Here is an 18,609-nt window from a genome sequence, read left to right as displayed (position 1 = left end):
TTGTGCCGCGCCCAGGTGATGACTTCGCCTGCAAACCAACGCTTAGTTGTCAATGGCCATTAACGGGCTTGCATTGCATTTTCCCGGCGGTATGCGCCTGTCAGGCATTACCGCGGGCAACTTGGATGTCGCTGTGGCGATACTGCGGCAGTTGTAATGAAGGTGCGTTATTTACGGCCAGCCAAGCAGATGCCGGAAATTTATCTGTACCGTGCGCCGGTGGATTTTAGGAAGCAAGCCAATGGCTTGGCTTTGCTGGTTGAGCAAGAACTTGGCCACAATCCGTTCAGTGGTGCGCTGTATGCCTTTACCAATCGCCAGCGTAATAAAATCAAGTGCGTGATGTGGGAAGACAACGGTTTTGTCATGTATTACAAGGCTATGGCCGAGGAAAAGTTTAAGTGGCCCAAGCCTGCTGATGAGTTGCTGGCCTTAACAGGTGAGCAAATAAATTGGCTGTTGGATGGCTACGATATCAGCCTGTTTAAAGGCCATAAAAAACTGCACTCTCTATCGCGTAGAGAGCAACATAGCTGACAAAACCGATGAAGAGCGTTTAAAGGCACGGCAAGAAATCAGCCTGCCAGTACTCAACAAGTTTAAACAATGGCTTGAGAAAAACGCTGGCAAAGTGATGCAAGGTGGCGCACTGAGAAAAGCCATCGACTACACCTTAAACCAATGGCCATACCTGGAAGGCTACTGCGAGCGCGGTGCAGGTTCAGAGCTGTATTGAATTGCAGAAACAAAAAAGCCCCGATTAAGAGGCTTTAATTGTATTTATTGGTATGCGTGCGCACTTCGAGAGTTCTCTGCTAAAACCCTTTCTTGCCGGCGGCATGCGCCAGTTAGTACTTTTTCAAACACTTTTTTACGTTCAGCTGATTTGGCGTTATTGAAAAAGTTAGAGAAATCAGTATCGACAGTTTTTGCATCTCTACTAAGCAGACGGTTCATCATTTTGCTATTCCTCGGTTATTAGCTCTTTGAGCTGATCGCAAGTGTACTGCTCTGGGATGTGCGAATCAATAGATGTTGCGCCGTTAATGTACCTGTGCATAGACTTTTTATTGGCGCCCGAAGCTACATTTTTTATTAAAATCTCAAGCTGAACCTGGCTTTTAAACTCTGCCTTTAGTCTGTTAACCACGTCACGTGCTTCAAAATATTGCTTTACAAAGGTTTCTAAGTGTATGCGGCGACCTTCGGTTTTTTCGCGAGCTTTTACGAAGTCCCACGCAACGACAGGGTCTTGGTAAACGTACAAAATTATTACTTTGCGATCCTTTCCAAGGGCTCTCAGAATATTTTGCCTAGCTATCTCGTACTTGGTCAAGGTGCCATCAAGTATGAAGCTTTGTCTGTTTTTTAGAGCGTAATCTACGACTTTTTCTACCAGTATTGAGGTTGCGCCTTGAAAAAGGTAAGCATTCCCCCCTGTGTAGTCTTCGAAATGATCTCGGTAGCGATCAGGATCGATATGAATCGCTTTACCGATTATGCGTAGCATTTCTTGGGCTGTTTCTGTTTTTCCTGCTCCAGGAGAGCCAGCCATTAATATCGTGATAGGGGCTTTTTCACTAGCAAAGATCTCTTTGTTAGTTTCCAATTTGGCGAACGGTTTTTTCGTTTTCCTAGCATAAGCTATGGCGTTGTTTGTTATTAGCTGTTCGGCTTTTGTGTGCATCGCATCGTTCATCAGTAAGTGTTGATAAGAGTCTGCTAATTTTAGTCTAAGCGTGATGCTAGTTCTGTAGCAGTTGCATTGTAATCAATCATCAGCGAGCGCGTGTCTTTGTGCCCAGTCATGCGCGCTAAATCAAGAACATCTAGCTTGCGAGCAAGCCTAGTTGTTGCTTCATGGCGTGTGTCGTGAAAATGTAAGTCGCTGATGCCTACCTTATCTCGTGCTTTTCGAAATAACGTATCTGCTGTACCTGATACCAGCCGGAATACGCAGTGCTGGTTGCTGGTGCGCTGCATAACCTTTAATAGTTCAACTGCACGAGTGGTGAGTGCTATGTCACGAGAGTGCCCGTTTTTTGTTTCATCGAGGTGCACGTAGCGCTGATTTAGGTGTACTCGATCCCACGTTAACGACAGAATTTCACTTAGCAGATATTTTAGATAGCGATGAAGCTATTGCAGAATATTTGTCACAAATCTTAGCCGATGGAGATAGCGACGAGTTACTTCGTGCGATTGGTTATATTGCTAAGGCGCAAGGTATGGCAAAAATTCCCCATGATGCTGGGCTGAGCCGCGAGAGTCTTTATAAGTCTTTTTCTGTAGGTGCTAAGCACTGTGCTCAAGGTCATTCAGGCGCTGAATATAGAGCTGAAAGCACACATTGAGTAAATAGAGCTGAAATTCTTTCCGATATGCTTCTGCTTCTGCTTCTGCTTCTGCGGGCCAGCGGCCCGCGCTCCCAGTCCCTAGAAATCTTCAAAATCTTCAGCATTCAACCGCGCCACGCGATCGCGTTCTTCGTTGAGTACCGCTTGAATATCGGCCATCACTGAGTCGATATCGGCTGGGGTGTCGGGCTCGGCAAATTCGCCGGTGAGCACGGTATCCATTTCCAGTCGGCCTTCTTTATACAGGCTCCACATTTCTGCGCTGTAGCGGGTGTCGCGTAGCTCTGGGGCGAACTGTGAGTAATAGTTGGAAATATTACTGACATCACGGTGCAGCATAAAAAAGGCATTGTTATTGGCGGCGGCATCGACGGCTTGTGGCAGGTCAATGATTACTGGGCCGTTTTCATCGACCAGCACATTAAACTCAGATAAGTCACCGTGGATCAGGCCGCTGTAGAGCATGCGCTTGACCGCTTCCATTAGGGTGGCGTGATCTTTGCGCGCTTGTTCCGGTTCGAGGCTGACGTCATTCAAGCGCGGTGCAACTTGGCCGTCAGGCAGGGTAACCAGCTCCATTAACAGCACGCCGTCAAAGCATCCATACGGTTGTGGTACGCGAATGCCGGCAGCAGCAAGGCGGTACAGGGCATCCACTTCGGCATTTTGCCAAGCTTCTTCGGCTTGTTCACGACCAAACTTAGAGCCTTTTTCCATGGCGCGCGAACGGCGACTGTTGCCGCTTTTACGGCCTTCACGGTACAGCGCGGCTTTTTTAAAGCTGCGTTTGTCCATGTCTTTGTAGACTTTAGCGCAACGAATATCATCACCGCTGCGCACTACATACACCGCAGCTTCTTTACCATTCATCAGGGGGCGCAGTACCTCGTCAATCAGACCGTCCTCAACTAGAGGGATCAAACGTGCAGGGGTTTTCATAGGGCTCCCAAATCAATAATCATAGAAAATAATAAGCAATGCTTAAAAACCGCAGAGCGTAATGCTCGATGCAGCCGGTAACGCGCCAAGTATAACCAGCTTAGCGCGCGATATTGTGATTGGATTGGAAAATGCTAAGTAATTATCGCTTTAATTGACGGTTTTAGGGGCTGTGGACTGCCACGTCGCTGTGCTCCTGGCAGAGACGATAGCGTGTCTTTGCGAACGCAGTGAAGCAATCCACCTTGCAAGCAACACTGTGCTGCAGGCATAGCGCGGTGCTGTACCTATGGACTGCCACGTCGCTGTGCTCCTGGCAGAGACGGTAGCGCGGGCCGCTGACCCGCATATGGCATCACTGTGCAGCGATAATGTTGCCGGCATGTAAACCGCACTCTTTTTGCGTGGCTTCTTCCCACCACCAGCGACCTTCACGTTCGTGCTGATTAGGCAAAACAGGGCGGGTGCAGGGCTCGCAGCCAATGCTAATAAAGCCGCGCTCATGCAAACTGTTGTAGGGTAGCTCCAGCATACGGATATAGGCCCAGACTTCCTCGCTGCTCATATTGGCCAGCGGATTAAACTTATACAGCGGTTGCTCTGCAGTAGAGAAAGCACTGTCCAGCTCCACAGCGGCGACTTGGCTGCGCGTGCCCGGGCTTTGATCGCGGCGCTGGCCGGTAGCCCAAGCTTTCACCGTGCTGAGCTTGCGTTTTAGCGGAGCAATCTTGCGCACACCGCAGCATTCACTATGGCCATCTTTATAGAAACTGAATAAGCCTTTTTTACGGACTAAGTCTTGCACCTGTTGCGCATCAGGGGAGAGCACTTCGATGCTGATTTTATAATGCTCGCGGACTTTCTCAATAAAATGGTAAGTTTCTGGATGCAAGCGGCCGGTATCTAAACTGAATACTTTAACTTGTGGATTGATTTTCCACGCCATATCCACCAGCACCACATCTTCAGCGCCGCTAAAGGACAGCCATAACTCGTCACCAAATGTGGCAAAAGCCTGTTTTAAAATGGTTTGCGGTGAAGCATTGGCACAATCAGCGGTCAGTTGCTGAAGGTCAATTGAGGCAGTCATGAGGCATCCCTATAGAGCGTATAGATAGTTAGAAGTACGCATACTAGCAAACCGCACACTGTAATTAGAACGAATATAAACCGTTATACTTATGCTTTATGGCTATAGATGCTGCGATTCGGCATCTTAATCTTGCATGGGATGGGTGGAGCGGCTAAAGTGCCTCTTTTTATGTGATGAGGAATTGCTGTGGAAATCGCTTGCCTTGACCTTGAGGGTGTATTGGTTCCAGAAATTTGGATTGCCTTTTCAGAAAAAACTGGTATCGAATCTCTACGCGCAACCACACGTGATATTCCTGATTACGATGTGCTGATGAAGCAACGCTTGCGTATTTTGGATGAGCACGGTTTAACGCTAAACGACATCCAAGAAGTGATCGCTACGCTCAAGCCTTTAGACGGTGCGGTGGAGTTTGTGAATTGGTTGCGTGAGCGTTTCCAAGTCATCATTTTGTCCGATACGTTTTATGAGTTCTCGCAGCCATTGATGCGTCAACTGGGTTTCCCAACCTTGCTCTGCCACAAGTTGGTCACCGATGAAAACGGTCGTGTGGTTGACTATCAGTTGCGTCAAAAAGACCCTAAGCGTCAGTCGGTGTTGGCGTTGAAAACCCTGTACTACCGCATTATTGCTGCCGGTGATTCATACAACGACACCACCATGCTGGGCGAGGCAGATGCCGGTATTTTGTTCCACGCCCCAGATAATGTCATCGAAGAGTTCCCGCAGTTCCCTGCAGTACATACTTTTGATGATCTGAAAAAAGAGTTCATTAAAGCTTCCAACCGTCAGCTCAGTCTGTAACGGTTTCAGTTCGGGTTGTTTAGCCTGTACGGCTTGATCGCGCAGTCTAAACAGCCCAGACACTCTCTACTCCACACCTAGATACAGAACCCGCTAGGCTTTGTGCTGCTCTCTGTACTGCCCCGGTGTGACGCCTGCTCTACGTTTAAAAAACCTAAAAAATGAGCGCGGCTCAATAAAGCCCAATTGCTCGGCAATGCTGTGCAATGGTTTTTGTGTGCTGCTCAGCTGAGTTTTGGCCTGAGTAAAACGTACTTCATCCAGTAGTTGTTGATAACTGCTGCCGGCTTCATGTAAGCGTCGCTGCAAGGTGCGCAGTGATAGAGCGCAATGCTGCGCCACGTCTTCTTGGCGCGGTACACGGCTGGCTAAAATCTCTGCGATGGCTTGACTCACCTGTACGGTAACAGGCAGCTGCGTCGGTGCTCTCTACGAGGATCGTAGCAGCGTGGTAGTCCACAGGTACTCGTCTCTGCGAGGCCGTAGGCCGAAGCAGTCCATGTGCGACATCTCTGTAGTAGGCTGTGATTTGTAAGGTGGATTGCTTCGCTGCGCGCGCAAAGACGCGGCAGTATTTTCTTAGGACTAGCACATGACAACAATAAATAACGAGGTGGCTATGCGACGTTGGAACGGATGGGGCGACAGTGCCACAACAATGGAGCTGCCAGCACAGGGCGCAGACTTTTTACAGAGTCTGGTGGGCTGTGGTCAGGTACTGCCTGATGCCAGCTTAGACGAGGTAATGGCGCAAGTTCCGCCTTCACGTCTACCGGCGCATCAACTGGTCAGCATCGATGCCGAGACACGGGTGCGCCATGCGCGCGGGCAAAGTTTGCCGGATTGGCTGGCAATGCGCAGCGGTGATTTTGGTGTCTTCCCTGACGGCGTGGCCTTTCCAGAATCAGCAGCTGATATTCGGCAGTTATTAGCCTGGGCGGCGACGGAAAATGTCGTGGTGATTGCTTATGGCGGTGGTACGTCGGTGGCGGGACATATTAACCCGCAAGCCGATACGCGCCCGGTGTTGACCGTCTCTTTGGCGCGGATGAATCAGTTACTGGATCTGGATGAAGACAGCTTGCTCGCCACCTTTGGTCCTGGCGCTAATGGCCCGCAAGTGGAAAATCAATTGCGCGCGCGTGGTTATACCTTGGGGCATTTTCCGCAGTCGTGGGAGTTATCCACGTTAGGCGGTTGGGTCGCCAGTCGCTCCAGTGGTCAGCAATCGCTGCGCTATGGCCGTATTGAGCAGTTGTTTGCTGGCGGCGAAGTAGAAACCTTTGCTGGAACCTGGTCGTTGCCCTGTTATCCAGCCTCGGCGGCGGGTCCTGATTTACGTGAGTGGGTGATGGGCTCGGAAGGGCGTTTTGGCATTATTTCGCAAGTGAAAGTGCGGGTGACCCGCTTACCCGATGATGAGCGTTTTTATGGCGTGTTTCTGCCGTCTTGGCAGCAGGCACAAGCGGCGATGCGAGAGTTGAGTCAGGCGCGGATTCCGCTGTCGATGCTGCGTTTATCCAATGCGCTGGAGACCACGACGCAATTGGCGTTGGCCGGTCATCCGCGCATGATTGGTGTCCTGGAAGGTTATTTGGGTTGGCGCGGTTGTGCTGAGGGTAAGTGTTTACTGACCTTTGGCGTGACCGGTGATCGTCGGCAAAATGCGTTGTCGTTGCGCCAAGCTAAGCGTCGTTTAAACAAACATGGCGCGGTGTTTACCGGACGTTTTCTGGGCAATAAATGGCAGCAAGGCCGTTTTCGTTTCCCGTATTTGCGCGAAGCCCTATGGAAGGCTGGTTATGTAGTGGATACCTTAGAAACCGCCACGCAATGGGGCAATGTGCAGTCATTGATGGGCAAAATTGAGCAAAGCTTGCGTGACGGTCTAGCCGAGCAGGGTCAGCGGGTGCATGTGTTCTCACACTTGTCCCATGTGTATGGGCAAGGCTCGAGCATTTACACCACCTATGTGTTTGCCTGTGGTAAGGACTACGCACAAACACTGGCAAACTGGCGCAAGCTTAAAACCCTCGCCAGCCAAACGATTGCCGATAATCAAGGCACCATCAGCCATCAGCATGGTGTGGGGCGTGATCATGCGCCTTGGTTGGCGCAAGAAAAAGGTGAGTTGGGCATGGCTGCGATTCAGGCGGCGGTGGAGCGTTTGGACCCACAACAACAGCTGGCACCCGGTGTGCTGCTGATGGATAAGCGCCATGACTAGTGCAGCTACACAGCACGTCAATTGGACGCAAGCATGGCGTGACCAGGTGCTGCCTGAGTTGGCTGCACAGACTTGGGATTTGATTGTGATAGGTGGCGGCATCACCGGTGCAGGAGTGATTCGCGAAGCGGCGAAGCGTGGCTGGCGTTGCTTGTTAGTGGAGCAGCGCGACTTTGCTTGGGGTACATCGAGCCGTTCTTCAAAAATGGTGCACGGTGGTTTGCGCTATATCAGCCAAGGTGAGTTGGCGTTAACCCGTGATAGCGTGCGTGAACGTCAGCTATTGCTTGATAACGAAGCCGGTTTGGTTGAGCCACTGCCATTTCTATACCCGCATTATCAGGGGGAGTTTCCCGGGCGCTGGGTTTTTTCTTGGGTGTTGCGTCTGTACGATGGTTTTGCCGGGCAATCTTTGCAACAGTTTCATCCACCGTGGCAAGTGCCGATGGTGGTGAATGGCTTGCAGCAAGAGCATTTGCAAGGAGCCAGTCAGTTTCAAGATGCGGTGACTGACGATGCGCGCTTAGTCATGCATGTGTTGGCCGAGGCTCGTGCACTCGGCGCCTGTGTGGTGAGTAACCTGCGCGTGCTTGGGCGTTTATACAGCGAGGATAATGCCGCCGCTGCAGGGGATGTTGAGCAGCGTGTCAGCGGTGTGCGTATTGAAGACACATTGACCGGTGCGCAGTTTGACTTGACCTGTAAAGCGCTGGCGCAAGCCACTGGGGTGTGGACCGATGCGGCAGGGCTAAGCAAGCAACAGCATGACATTCGTCCGTTGCGCGGCAGTCATTTGCTCTTACCCAGTTGGCGTTTGCCGGTCAGTCAATCGGTGAGTTTTAAGCATCCCATTGATAAGCGTTTAATGTTCATCTTCCCGTGGGAAGGTGCCACGGTGATTGGCACCACTGATATTGATCATAAGGATGATCTCAACCAAGAAGCAGCAATCAGCCAAGCTGAAGTGGAGTATCTGCTCGCCGGTTGCGCCAAGGTCTTTCCCAGCGCGCAGATCAGCGCAGAGGATGTGCTATCGACTTGGTCCGGTGTGCGCCCGATTGTGGTCAAAAGCACTGAAAGTGGCCATAAACCTTCGGATGAATCACGCGAGCACATGCTCTGGATCGAGCCGGGTTGCGTCAGTCTATCTGGTGGCAAACTCACTACTTTTCGTTTACTGGCGTTAGAAATGCTGCAAGCCTGTACGCTATTTAATGGCTGTTCAATGCAAGAAACCGCGCAGGCGCACAGTCTGTCGGCACCGCGTCCTGCGCATGATTGCTTAGCAGGGTTATCCAGTAGCGTGCAGCGTCGCCTCTATGGCCGTTATCGCGCTAATTGGCCAGCGTTTTGTGCAATGTTTAGCGAAGTGGGCATGCAACAGGTCAGCACTACCCCGATTTACTGGGCTGAATTGGCTTTTGCTTGCGAGCATGAGTTAGTGATTCATTTGGATGACTTGTTATTGCGCCGCACACGCCTCGGTTTATTGTTGGCGCAGGGGGCTGTGGCCGTGCTTGAGCAGGTGCGTGAGCTGTGTCAGCCGCGTTTAGCCTGGGATGACCAGCGCTGGGCCGAGGAGCAGCAGCGTTATTTAAGGATTTATCAGCAGTTTTATAGTTTGCCCAGTGCTGCAGTGGTGGGTTTATGAGCGCAGAGCAAGCGGTAAATAATTCGACAAAAGACTATGTGCTGAGCATTGATAACGGCACGCAAAGTGTTCGCGCCATGCTGTTTGATGTATCAGGTAATCTGCACGGTTTAAGCCGGATCGAGATTGAGCCGTATGTCTCAGCGCAACCCGGCTGGGCGGAACAAGAAGCCGATTACTATTGGCAAGCAGTGGGGCAGGCCTGTCAGCAACTCTGGCAGCAGGTCAGTATTGATAAAACACAGATTAAAGGCGTCAGCGTCACCACCCAGCGCGGCACTGTAGTGCATGTGGATCAGCAAGGGCGAGCCTTACGCCCAGCCATGGTGTGGTTGGATCAGCGTTTGGCGGATGTCAGCACACCCTTGCCCAATCCGTGGCGCAGCCTGTTTAAGCTGGTGGGCGCGGCCAGTATTGTGAATTACTTTCGCGGTCAAGCGGAAATCAATTGGGTCGCCCAGCATCAGACAGAAATTCACGCACTCACCCACAAAGTACTGCTTCTGTCCGGCTATTTAAATTACCAATTGAGTGGGCGTTTTGTTGATTCTGTGGCCAGCTGTGTTGGCTATTTGCCTTTTGATTATAAAAAGCTGCGTTGGGCGGCAAAAGGTGACTGGAAATGGCACGCTTTGGCAGTGCGCCGTGAACAGCTGCCTGAGTTGATTGCACCGGGTGAATTGCTCGGCCATGTGCATGCTGCAGCCAGTGTGCATACAGGGCTGCCGGAAGGCTTACCGATTATTGCCGCTGCAGCGGATAAAGCCTGCGAGGTTTTGGGCGCGGGCGCAGTGGATGAAAGCATCGCCTGTTTATCCTATGGCACCACCGCTACCATCAACACTACGCGCAGTAAATATCTGGAGGTGACGCGTTTAATTCCGGCGTATCCGGCGGCGATTCCCAAGCACTTCACCACCGAAGTGATGATTTATCGCGGGTTTTGGATGGTCAGTTGGTTTAAGCGTGAGTTTGGTCTGCGTGAGCAGCAGCGCGCAGAGCGCTTGGGCGTCAGTGTTGAGTCGTTATTTGAAGAATTAATAGAGCAAGTTCCGGCCGGATCCATGGGCTTAATGTTGCAGCCGTATTGGTCACCGGGTGTGCGTGAGCCGGGGCTGGATGCCAAAGGTGCAATTATTGGTTTTGGTGATGTACACACCCGCGCGCATATCTACCGCGCGATTTTAGAAGGCCTGGCCTATGGTTTACGCCAAGGCAAAGAGCAAATCGAAAAACGCAGTGGCGTACCGATTCAGCGCTTACGTGTATCCGGCGGTGGCTCGCAAAGTGATGCGATTTTGCAAATCACCGCGGATATTTTCGGTCTGCCGGTTGAGCGCCCACATACCATTGAAACCTCCGGCTTGGGCGCGGCGATTGCCTGTATGGTGGGTGTTGGTTTGCAGCCTGATTTTACTACCGCAGTACAGAGCATGACCCGTGCCGGCGAGGTGTTTTACCCCAACAAGGAGAATCATGCCTTGTACAACAGACTGTATCGCGAGGTGTACTGCAAGATGTATCAACGGCTGCAACCGCTGTATCAAAATATTCGGCGCATTACCGGTTATCCAAAGTAGACTAGGCGCAGTGTCGGTTATTTATGCTTTGCTTGAGCTGGCCGATAGCCCATTATTCAGATTTTAAAAGGTGGTTTTGATGGCCAGTATTCTTGATAGTGTTAATCAGCGCACGCAACTGGTTGGTGAAAACCGCCTAGAAATATTAATGTTTCGTCTACACGGTCGCCAACTGTTTGCGATTAACGTCTTTAAAGTGCAAGAAGTGGTGCGCCTGCCTAAATTAACCTTGATCCCGCAGCGCCACCCACATATGTGTGGCGTGATTACTTTGCGCGGCCAGACCATTCCAGTGATTGATTTAGCCCAAGCCATTGGCATGCGCCCGTTGCTGCAAAATGAAAACAGCACGGTGATTGTCACTGAGTACAACCGCTCCATTCAAGCCTTCTTAATTGGCAGCGTTGAGCGCATCGTTAACCTCAATTGGGAGTCCGTACAGCCGCCGCCGCGCACTGCCGGTCGTCAGCATTATTTGACGGCGATTACCCGTGTGGATGAAGCCATTGTGGAAATCATTGATGTGGAAAAAGTGCTGGCTGAAATCATCCCCATGAATGCAAAGATTTCAGCAGAAAAGCTCAACAACCCAATCTTAGCCAAAGCCAGTGGCCGTGAAGTATTGATTATTGATGACTCCATGGTGGCGCTCAATCAACTGACTGAAGCCTTGGGGCAGCTGGGAATTACAGTGCATCAAGCCACCGATGGCCTAAAAGGCTTACAGCAGTTGCAGCTGTGGGCGGATCAAGGTGAAGTGCTCACAGATAAGCTACTAATGGTCTTTACCGATGCGGAAATGCCAGAAATGGACGGTTACCGCCTGACCACAGAAATCCGCAATGATCCGCGCCTACGTGATTTATATGTGGTGATGCACACCTCCTTGTCCGGTAGTTTTAACGCTGCCATGGTGGAGAAAGTCGGGTGTGATAACTTTTTATCGAAATTTCAGCCAGATCGTTTAGCGGATGTCATCGAAGAGCGCCTGCAACGCGACGAGGCATGAACAGCAGACACAGCGCTGCAACAAGGTGAATCACGGGGGCTGTTTTTAGCAGTGCAAAGGTGCGTCATTAAAACCCCCGCATGCACGGTTTAAACAGGCATAATAGAACTCTTTAAATGCTGAATTATTAAGGTGTACAGGCATGGCGTTGATTGGAGATATGAATACCCTACAGGTTATTCGACAGGCTGATTTTGGCGTGTATTTGGATGGTGGGCCTGATGGGGATATTCTTTTACCGCGGCGTGAAATGCCCAAAGATGAACCCTGTGAAGATGAAGACTGGCTCAATGTGTTTGTCTACCTCGACAGTGAAGACCGCATTATTGCCACCAGCCGTACCCCTAAAATTAAAGTGGGTGAGTTTGCCAGCCTAAAAGTGATTGATATTAACCGCATTGGCTTATTCCTCGATTGGGGCTTGAGCAAAGACTTACTGCTGCCGCACTCGGAAGAAAAACGGCCGCTGCAAGAAGGCGATTATTGTGTGGTGCATGCCTATATTGATGAGCGCACCAAGCGCATTACGGCTACGGCGCATCTAGACCGCTTCTTAGATAAAACCCCAGCAAATTACAGCGTCGGCCAAGAAGTGGACTTGCTGATTGTAGAACCGACTGATTTAGGCTTTAAAGCCATTATTAATAGTGAACACTGGGGCTTGATCCATAAAAACGAAGCCTTTAAGTTTTTGCGTGGCGGTATGCAAGAGCGCGGTTTTATCCGTGAAATTCGCGATGACGGCCTGATTAACCTGAGCTTACAGCCACAGGGCCAAGAATTACGCGACACCTTGAGTGAAGCGATTCTGACACAGTTGCGCGAAAACAACGGTCACTTGCCACTCAGTGATAAAAGCCCAGCCCCAGCCATTGCCGATGCTTTTGGCGTGAGTAAAGGCAACTTTAAAAAAGCCATTGGCGGCCTGTACCGACAAGGCGTGATTCGTATTCACCCGCACTCAATCGAACTGGTGTAGCGGAGCGAGCATGCGCATACTTTCTGGCGTTGTCATTGCCGTGCTGTGTGTTGTCGCCATCTTTGCTGTGCAGAAGTGGCGTGGCCCAGTGTTACCGGCATTAACTGTCGAGCTGCTGCCATTGGAGTTGCGCATTGTTGCCAGTGGTGAGGTGCGTTATCAGTCGCTGGCGCGGATTGGCAGCGAAATCACCGGCACAGTCACCGCCCGCCATGTGCGTGAAGGTGACTTGGTCAATAAAGGTGATTTGCTCATTGAACTCAACCCCGAAGAGTTACAAGCACGTTTAGCCCAAGCGCAAACGCAGTTGCAGCAGTTGCAAAAAATCAGTCGTCCGCAAGCGCAAGCTGCATTGGTGGAGGCGCGGGATAACTTACGTCAAGTCAGCCGTGAAGCCCGCCGCCGCGAAACTCTAGCGGAAAAGGGCGTGATCTCTGCCGAGCAAGTTGAGCAAGCGCAGCGCATGGAGCTCAATGCTAAAACCGCCTTGACCCGCGCACAGCTCACTGTGGATTCCTTGGCTGCAGGCAGCACCGAAGAGCAATTACTGCAGCAACGCATTGCCAGTGCTGAAGCAGAGCTAGCAAAAACTCGCATCTACGCGCCGTTTGCTGGCCGGGTACAAACCCGCAATGTGGAACCCGGTGATCTTGTGCAACCCAGTAAAGTTCTATTGGAAATTGCCCGCAGCGATGGGGTTAACCGCGCCGGAGTTGCCAGTGATGGCTTGGAAGTGGTGGTAGCGCTGGATGAGAAAAATTTTGCCCCGCTGCAGCTGCAACAACCGGTGCAATTGATTGCCGATGCCTGGCCGGAACAAACAGTGCCCGGCGTGGTGAGCTTTATTGCTCCAGCGGTGGATAGCGATCGCGGCACCATTGATGTGCATATTGATGTTTTGCCAGACACTGATCAGCACTACCATACTTTTTTGCAGGGTATGACCGTTTCCGCCAATATTATTGCTGCCGAACGCGAGCAAACACTGGTGTTACCCAATGATTATCTGCTTGTGCAGGCCAATAAGCCCACGCAAGTGTTGCGCTGGAATAATGGCGCAGTGACTGCAGTGGATGTGCAGTTGGGTTTACGCAATATGACCCACAGTGAAATTACTGCAGGACTGGCTGCAGGGGATGTCGTGGTGCAAGCAGGACAAGTCAGCGATGGCCAGCGCGCCCGAGTGCGTTTTGAACAGGCGCAGCATGTCATTGACTAGCCGCTTTGTCGCTTGGGGGAATTCGCTGTGGATTGAGTGGCGCATTGCCTTGCGTTTCTTAGCCGATAATCCGCTGCAAACCTTGTTAATTAGCGTGGCAATTTCGGTGGGAGCAGCGGTCATCGTCTTTATTACCGCTTTAATGACCGGACTGCAAAACAACGTCATCGAGAAAACCCTCGGTACCCAAGCGCATATCCGTATTGAAGCCACCCGCCAACACAATAATTTTTCTGCTACGCCTGAGGGCAAATATGTCTGGGCTTTAGAAAGTCCGCGGGCACAGCGCTTACAAACCATTAATAACTGGCAAGAAGTGCGCGATGCCTTGGATCAATATCCCGGTTTAAACACTGTCTCGCCCCTGATCTCTGGTCCTGCCTTTGCGCAAAAAGGTAATGCCCGTGCGTCAGTGGCCTTAATGGGTATCGACCCTGAACGTTATGCCGGCATCATTGAGCTGCAAGATTACTTGCTGGAAGGGCGCTTTAGTGTCGGTGCCAGTGATGTACTGATTGGTCGACAGTTAGCAGAAGACTTAGGTTTGCGCACCGGGGATAAATTGCGTTTAGACGCCGGTGATAATCGTCAAGCGGTGATGGATGTGGCCGGCATTTTTGAACTGGGCGTGCGGGAGCTCGACAGCCGTTATGTTTATACCGACTTAAAACAGGCACAAACCTTACTGGATTTGCCCGGTGGCATTACGATCTTAGAATTGAAAATTACTGATGTATTCAGCGCCGAATATTGGGCGCAGCGTATTGAGCAACTTACCGGTCTGCATGTGCAAAGTTGGATGGAAAGCAACGGCCAACTGCTTAATGCTTTGCGCTCACAAACCATGACCACACAAATGATTCGAGTGTTTGTCGCCATGTCGGTGATCTTCGGCATTGCCAGTGTGTTGGCCGTCAGTGTGGTGCAGCGCACCCGTGAAATTGGGATTTTGCGCGCCATGGGCAGTTCACAGCAGCAGATTTTGCGCGTGTTTTTATTGCAAGGGGGTTTGCTGGGTTTGGCCGGCTCGCTATTGGGCGTATTGATCGGCTACAGCTTGGTACAGGTGTTTAATAATCTGGGGGAGCGCTTGTTTTATATTCAGCTGGAGCCTTCGATGCTGATTTCGGCAATAGTCATTGCCACCGCCGCTGGGGTGATCGCCGCCATGGTGCCAGCCCGCCGCGCGGCTAAATATGATCCAGCAGTGGCGATTCGTTATGTCTAAATCAGCCGTACTTGCCCAAGCCGCCGAGCAGCAGGTGGTATTGCAGCTGGATATGCTCAATAAAATCTTTAATGCGGGCACACCATTGCAAAACCATGTTTTGCACGATATTTCATTGCAGGTCAGTCGCGGCGAATTGGTGGCGCTGGTGGGCACTTCTGGTTCTGGCAAAAGCACCTTGCTCAATGTTATGGGCTTGCTGGATGTGTCCTCTTCTGGCGAGTTGCGCATTCAAGGGCATCGGGTGCAAGGCATGACCGAGCAGCAACGCACACAATTGCGCAGTGAATCCATTGGCTTTGTTTTCCAGTTTCACCACCTGATCAGTGCTTTTAGTGTGCTGGATAATGTCTTAATGCCCTTAATGCTGCGCTACGGCAAACCGAGTAAAGAGCAAATAGCTTACGCAGAATACTTACTCAATGAAGTGGGGCTGGCGCAGTTTATGCGGCAATCCACTAACCGATTATCGGGTGGTCAACAGCAGCGGGTGGCGATTGCCCGAGCCTTGGTCACTAAGCCGGCATTGGTCTTGGCCGATGAACCAACCGGTAATCTGGATACACAAACCGCAGACGAAGTGTTTCGATTATTTGAGCGTTTTAACGTGGAGCATCAATGCGCCATTGTCATTGTTACTCACGATCCAAGGTTAAGCGCGCGCTGCCCACGGACGATTCGTCTCACCGATGGCCGCATTGTGTATGACGGACCATCAGCAGATTTGCCCAGTTTGTTTGTTTAGCCAGCTAGCTTAGAGATGATATCAGGCTTACTTTTTATGAACGTTTTTCGGCAGCTGCACAACCACACTGCCGGAATACATGTCCGACCAAGAGCGTTTTTGCGTGTCGAAGAGTATCCATAAAAAACCCAGCCCTGCTGGTAGCCAAGCAAAAATCGCAATCAAAAAGCGCAACAACGCTTGCCAGATATCAATAGCGCTGCCATCGGCATTCTGCACACGCAAGCCCCACACCTGCATACCCAGAGTTTGCCCACCATGGGTCCAGAACTTAGCAAAGAAGGCAAAAATAGAAAAAAACACCAGCGTAGATAAAACCGGATCAATGTCTAACATGCCGCTGTCGGCCATTTCTTGTAAGGCATCTGCGCCATAAATCATGCGCAAAATACCTTGTTGGTAGATCAAAGTGACCACCATCACCAAGGCAATGCAAAGCATAAAATCGTAAAAAATAGCGGCCATGCGCTTCCAGAAACCGGCGCTGGGGAAGTCGCCTTGTGGCTGTAATACGTTCTTGGACATAACCTGTGCGTACCAATGATTAAAGGTGGGCTATTGTAACCATAGCCTTGTCTAGGCGCGAATCTATTGTGGCAGTCTGAGTTATTCAGAGAATCTTTAGGCGCGCCGCTGCAAGCTAGCCTTCAGCACAAATACGGTTACGCCCAGCTTGTTTGGCCAGATACATGCGCTTGTCGGCCAAGGCTAAAATCTGTTTATAGTAGTCCAACTGATCTGCATTGCGCTCAGCCAAACCCACACTGGCCGTGAGCGGCGTACCATCGGGGCGCATGCCAAAGCCATTGCTCTGCATACGCTCAATAGCACACTCAGCTTTGTCCAGATCAGTGTTGGGCATCACCAGTAAAAACTCCTCACCACCCCAGCGCAGTAAGCTGTCGGAGGCGCGCAGCTTCTTTTGCACCTGGGCGACAAAAATTTGCAGCACTTTATCCCCAGCTTCGTGGCCAAAATTATCGTTAATTTGCTTGAAATGGTCTAAATCAAAAAACGCGAGGGTCAAGGGCTGCTCATTACGCTGCGCTGCAGACCACTGAAGGTTAAGGATTTCTTTACCGCTGCTGCGCGAAAAAATACCGGTCAGCGGATCATGAATCGCCTGACGCACCAAGGTAATCATAAACGCCAACTGACTGGTGCTGGCTAGCGCCGTAACCCCAGCAATTAAAATCAACAGCCAAAAGCCCCCAGCAAACGACGGCCAGTTCAAGGTTGACCAATTTAAGTAGCCGGCCAAACCTTGAGCGATCAAGAGAATACTGGCCAGCAATATGTTTTCTAATAAACACAAAGGAAAAATAGCCAAACCAGCCATCAATACAAAAGGCAAAAAGGCATAGCCCGTGGCCACCGCGGAAGACAAACTGCTGAGCGCATAACCGGCCAATAACGAGTGTGAAGCGATGTAAAACACCGTAGGAATAATAAATAGAATCGCCATCGCACGGTAGGCATCGAGCAAGCTGCCAGTGGGGCGATAAAAGACTAATAACGCAGCAAAAGCAGCACTGGTCAGAACCCGTAAAAGAGCCAGCTTAATCCACAACGGCGAACTGAACACCATCACATCAACAATGCCCCAAATAGGTGTCAGCACTGCAAATAACATGGCAAACAAACGCACACGATTCACAATCATCGTCGCCCGCTGCTGACTGAGCAGCATGGAGTGCTGGCTGGGCGACAGTAACTGAGCAAGCTCAGTGGCCTTTAAACCAGTGGGAAGAAAAGAAGCCAAACGTGGGCTAAAAAAGCTTAAAAGTCTCGACATTATTTTTATTGCCTTAGGTCGATTGAATAGCGCAAAAATATTCAAATAAGTTGGGTCAATCTATGCAAGCACTGAACAAATTTAGAAAAGCCATTACGAGCGTAGCGCTGTCTTTGCGAGCGCAGCGAAGCAACCCAGAGACTGCCACGTCGCTTTGCTCCTCGCAAAGACTGATTTACTCAGTGTTTCCCTACGACTTTGAACACCGTTGCTTTGATAAAGATGGCGTACTATAAGCCACCAAAGCGCAGAGTGAAGTGAGCTGGATCATTAAATGGCCATTATAAGGCCACTACGCATTGCGGTGAAAAATACACAGGCAAAATTTTGCCCGCAATGCGCGGCTATAGACACCAGAATGTCGATTGTGTCACGTTTTTTCGGGTGGGTTAACCGCTTATCCTGTAGCTGGCGCCAATTGTCTACGCAGTGCTGACAGCGCGCGCTGAGCTATGCATGCTTAACTCATTAATTTTTTTGGAGCACACCATGTTACGACTGAAAGGCATGCGTGGGTTTACCCTCGTAGAACTGATGATAACCCTAGCGCTACTGGCCATAGTCGCCACCATAGCCGTGCCCAACTTCATGCAGTTTATTCGTAACAACCAAGTGCAGGCCAAGGCCGATGAGTTGAAAAGTTTCTTGCAATATGCGCGAGGGCAGGCGGTGACTACGCGAAAAAGCTATGAAATTGATATTAGCTCGTGGGAGATCAAGCCAATTGGTGGAAGCGCAGAGCGTAGTATTGATTTTAGCAATGCTAGTACAGTAGTGAGAAGTAATTTAGAAACAGGTGTTACAAAACTTAATTATCAACCTAACGGCAGTGTGTCGGGGCCTGCTACGTTTACAGTTTGCTACAATAACGACTTTTCTAATGGGTATTTGATAGAGCTTAAGCGCAGTGGTTTAATTAAAATGTATATGCGCGGCTATAAAAACAATACAGATAAGCTCACTAACTGCACATTATGAGGCTC

At 50.5% G+C, this 18,609-nt stretch carries 20 protein-coding genes and 1 pseudogene; 13 read left to right on the top strand and 8 right to left on the bottom strand.

Going from position 1 to position 18,609, the window contains the following annotated elements; translation table 11 throughout:
* Positions 1-156 precede the first annotated feature (156 nt).
* A complete protein-coding gene (gene tnpB, locus O6P33_RS10340; RefSeq protein ID WP_269817702.1) occupies positions 157-537 on the top strand; it encodes an IS66 family insertion sequence element accessory protein TnpB in 381 nt (126 codons plus the stop codon).
* A complete protein-coding gene (locus O6P33_RS10335) occupies positions 464-736 on the top strand; it encodes an IS66 family transposase (RefSeq protein WP_269817701.1) in 273 nt (90 codons plus the stop codon). Before tnpB ends, O6P33_RS10335 begins: the two co-directional genes overlap by 74 nt.
* A 44-nt stretch (positions 737-780) precedes the next feature.
* On the opposite strand, the gene O6P33_RS10330 is transcribed toward O6P33_RS10335, so the two are convergent.
* Genes O6P33_RS10330 through O6P33_RS10320 form a run of 3 tightly spaced genes read right to left on the bottom strand, consistent with a single transcriptional unit; the run spans position 781 to position 2,061 of the window.
* Entirely contained in the window at positions 781-960 is a 180-nt protein-coding gene (locus O6P33_RS10330) for a hypothetical protein (RefSeq protein WP_269817700.1), read from the bottom strand.
* 4 nt (positions 961-964) lie between these two features.
* Positions 965-1,699, bottom strand: coding sequence for a zeta toxin family protein (locus O6P33_RS10325; protein WP_269817699.1), 735 nt, complete (start codon positions 1,697-1,699; stop codon positions 965-967).
* Between the two features lie 29 nt (positions 1,700-1,728).
* Positions 1,729-2,061: a tyrosine-type recombinase/integrase gene (locus O6P33_RS10320; RefSeq protein ID WP_269817698.1), complete on the bottom strand. Its 333-nt coding sequence runs from the start codon at positions 2,059-2,061 to the stop codon at positions 1,729-1,731.
* On the opposite strand from O6P33_RS10320, the pseudogene O6P33_RS10315 reads away from it, so the two are divergent.
* A pseudogene (locus O6P33_RS10315) lies at positions 2,043-2,358 on the top strand (addiction module antidote protein). The gene O6P33_RS10320 and the pseudogene O6P33_RS10315 sit on opposite strands and share 19 nt — an antisense overlap.
* 77 nt (positions 2,359-2,435) lie before the next feature.
* Here the strand turns inward: O6P33_RS10315 and O6P33_RS10310 are convergent.
* Both O6P33_RS10310 and O6P33_RS10305 read right to left on the bottom strand, forming a co-directional pair.
* The gene (locus O6P33_RS10310; RefSeq protein WP_269817697.1) at positions 2,436-3,296 is read right to left on the bottom strand and encodes a PA4780 family RIO1-like protein kinase; all 861 of its coding nucleotides are present in this window, start codon (positions 3,294-3,296) and stop codon (positions 2,436-2,438) included.
* A gap of 355 nt (positions 3,297-3,651) precedes the next feature.
* Entirely contained in the window at positions 3,652-4,386 is a 735-nt protein-coding gene (locus O6P33_RS10305; RefSeq protein WP_269817696.1) for a phosphoadenylyl-sulfate reductase, read from the bottom strand.
* A 189-nt stretch (positions 4,387-4,575) separates the two neighbouring features.
* On the opposite strand from O6P33_RS10305, the gene thrH reads away from it, so the two are divergent.
* Entirely contained in the window at positions 4,576-5,193 is a 618-nt protein-coding gene (thrH, locus tag O6P33_RS10300) for a bifunctional phosphoserine phosphatase/homoserine phosphotransferase ThrH (RefSeq protein ID WP_269817695.1), read from the top strand.
* Positions 5,194-5,286: 93 nt separating this feature from the next.
* Here thrH and O6P33_RS10295 read toward each other — a convergent pair whose 3' ends face one another.
* Positions 5,287-5,589, bottom strand: coding sequence for a helix-turn-helix domain-containing protein (locus O6P33_RS10295; protein WP_269817694.1), 303 nt, complete (start codon positions 5,587-5,589; stop codon positions 5,287-5,289).
* Positions 5,590-5,812: 223 nt separating this feature from the next.
* Between O6P33_RS10295 and O6P33_RS10290 the strand changes: the two genes are divergently transcribed.
* The 8 genes from O6P33_RS10290 to O6P33_RS10255 all read left to right on the top strand — a co-directional run bounded on the left by O6P33_RS10290 (position 5,813) and on the right by O6P33_RS10255 (position 15,831).
* Entirely contained in the window at positions 5,813-7,420 is a 1,608-nt protein-coding gene (locus tag O6P33_RS10290; protein WP_269819515.1) for an FAD-binding oxidoreductase, read from the top strand.
* Entirely contained in the window at positions 7,413-9,071 is a 1,659-nt protein-coding gene (locus tag O6P33_RS10285; protein ID WP_269817693.1) for a glycerol-3-phosphate dehydrogenase/oxidase, read from the top strand. The genes O6P33_RS10290 and O6P33_RS10285 overlap by 8 nt, the downstream gene beginning before the upstream one ends.
* Positions 9,068-10,651, top strand: coding sequence for an FGGY-family carbohydrate kinase (locus O6P33_RS10280; RefSeq protein ID WP_269817692.1), 1,584 nt, complete (start codon positions 9,068-9,070; stop codon positions 10,649-10,651). The genes O6P33_RS10285 and O6P33_RS10280 overlap by 4 nt, the downstream gene beginning before the upstream one ends.
* 79 nt (positions 10,652-10,730) lie before the next feature.
* The gene (locus O6P33_RS10275; protein WP_269817691.1) at positions 10,731-11,660 is read left to right on the top strand and encodes a chemotaxis protein CheV; all 930 of its coding nucleotides are present in this window, start codon (positions 10,731-10,733) and stop codon (positions 11,658-11,660) included.
* 142 nt (positions 11,661-11,802) lie between these two features.
* Complete coding sequence (locus O6P33_RS10270; protein ID WP_269817690.1) at positions 11,803-12,639, top strand: S1 RNA-binding domain-containing protein; 837 nt, start codon at positions 11,803-11,805, stop codon at positions 12,637-12,639.
* A gap of 10 nt (positions 12,640-12,649) precedes the next feature.
* Positions 12,650-13,858 (top strand): efflux RND transporter periplasmic adaptor subunit, encoded by a 1,209-nt coding sequence (locus O6P33_RS10265; protein WP_269817689.1) that lies wholly within the window; start codon positions 12,650-12,652, stop codon positions 13,856-13,858.
* A complete protein-coding gene (locus O6P33_RS10260; RefSeq protein WP_269817688.1) occupies positions 13,845-15,086 on the top strand; it encodes an ABC transporter permease in 1,242 nt (413 codons plus the stop codon). Before O6P33_RS10265 ends, O6P33_RS10260 begins: the two co-directional genes overlap by 14 nt.
* Positions 15,079-15,831, top strand: a complete 753-nt coding sequence (locus O6P33_RS10255; RefSeq protein ID WP_269817687.1) for an ABC transporter ATP-binding protein — start codon at positions 15,079-15,081, stop codon at positions 15,829-15,831. The genes O6P33_RS10260 and O6P33_RS10255 overlap by 8 nt, the downstream gene beginning before the upstream one ends.
* Before the next feature lie 27 nt (positions 15,832-15,858).
* Here O6P33_RS10255 and O6P33_RS10250 read toward each other — a convergent pair whose 3' ends face one another.
* Both O6P33_RS10250 and O6P33_RS10245 read right to left on the bottom strand, forming a co-directional pair.
* Positions 15,859-16,356 (bottom strand): RDD family protein, encoded by a 498-nt coding sequence (locus O6P33_RS10250; protein ID WP_269817686.1) that lies wholly within the window; start codon positions 16,354-16,356, stop codon positions 15,859-15,861.
* Between the two features lie 115 nt (positions 16,357-16,471).
* On the bottom strand, positions 16,472-17,626 hold the full coding sequence (locus tag O6P33_RS10245) for a sensor domain-containing diguanylate cyclase (protein WP_269817685.1): 1,155 nt from the start codon (positions 17,624-17,626) through the stop codon (positions 16,472-16,474).
* Positions 17,627-18,115: 489 nt separating this feature from the next.
* Between O6P33_RS10245 and O6P33_RS10240 the strand changes: the two genes are divergently transcribed.
* Positions 18,116-18,604: a GspH/FimT family pseudopilin gene (locus tag O6P33_RS10240; RefSeq protein ID WP_269817684.1), complete on the top strand. Its 489-nt coding sequence runs from the start codon at positions 18,116-18,118 to the stop codon at positions 18,602-18,604.
* The last annotated feature ends 5 nt before the right edge of the window (positions 18,605-18,609 follow it).

The sequence above is a fragment of the Denitrificimonas caeni genome (assembly GCF_027498055.1).
GTDB lineage: Bacteria > Pseudomonadota > Gammaproteobacteria > Pseudomonadales > Pseudomonadaceae > Denitrificimonas.
Note: the sequence above shows the minus strand (reverse complement) of the source record. Positions and strands in the feature narration are given on the sequence as shown.

Bases quoted from the DNA above. Each gene is read 5' to 3' on its own strand.
- O6P33_RS10275 (WP_269817691.1), top strand. From the start codon at position 10,731: ATGGCCAGTATTCTTGATAGTGTTAATCAGCGCACGCAACTGGTTGGT.
- O6P33_RS10240 (WP_269817684.1), top strand. From the start codon at position 18,116: ATGTTACGACTGAAAGGCATGCGTGGGTTTACCCTCGTAGAACTGATG.
- O6P33_RS10325 (WP_269817699.1), bottom strand. From the start codon at position 1,699: ATGAACGATGCGATGCACACAAAAGCCGAACAGCTAATAACAAACAAC.
- O6P33_RS10285 (WP_269817693.1), top strand. From the start codon at position 7,413: ATGACTAGTGCAGCTACACAGCACGTCAATTGGACGCAAGCATGGCGT.
- O6P33_RS10270 (WP_269817690.1), top strand. From the start codon at position 11,803: ATGGCGTTGATTGGAGATATGAATACCCTACAGGTTATTCGACAGGCT.
- O6P33_RS10310 (WP_269817697.1), bottom strand. From the start codon at position 3,296: ATGAAAACCCCTGCACGTTTGATCCCTCTAGTTGAGGACGGTCTGATT.
- O6P33_RS10265 (WP_269817689.1), top strand. From the start codon at position 12,650: ATGCGCATACTTTCTGGCGTTGTCATTGCCGTGCTGTGTGTTGTCGCC.
- O6P33_RS10245 (WP_269817685.1), bottom strand. From the start codon at position 17,626: ATGTCGAGACTTTTAAGCTTTTTTAGCCCACGTTTGGCTTCTTTTCTT.
- O6P33_RS10250 (WP_269817686.1), bottom strand. From the start codon at position 16,356: ATGTCCAAGAACGTATTACAGCCACAAGGCGACTTCCCCAGCGCCGGT.
- O6P33_RS10280 (WP_269817692.1), top strand. From the start codon at position 9,068: ATGAGCGCAGAGCAAGCGGTAAATAATTCGACAAAAGACTATGTGCTG.
- tnpB (WP_269817702.1), top strand. From the start codon at position 157: ATGAAGGTGCGTTATTTACGGCCAGCCAAGCAGATGCCGGAAATTTAT.
- O6P33_RS10330 (WP_269817700.1), bottom strand. From the start codon at position 960: ATGATGAACCGTCTGCTTAGTAGAGATGCAAAAACTGTCGATACTGAT.
- O6P33_RS10305 (WP_269817696.1), bottom strand. From the start codon at position 4,386: ATGACTGCCTCAATTGACCTTCAGCAACTGACCGCTGATTGTGCCAAT.
- O6P33_RS10335 (WP_269817701.1), top strand. From the start codon at position 464: ATGGCTACGATATCAGCCTGTTTAAAGGCCATAAAAAACTGCACTCTC.
- O6P33_RS10255 (WP_269817687.1), top strand. From the start codon at position 15,079: ATGTCTAAATCAGCCGTACTTGCCCAAGCCGCCGAGCAGCAGGTGGTA.
- O6P33_RS10260 (WP_269817688.1), top strand. From the start codon at position 13,845: ATGTCATTGACTAGCCGCTTTGTCGCTTGGGGGAATTCGCTGTGGATT.
- O6P33_RS10290 (WP_269819515.1), top strand. From the start codon at position 5,813: ATGCGACGTTGGAACGGATGGGGCGACAGTGCCACAACAATGGAGCTG.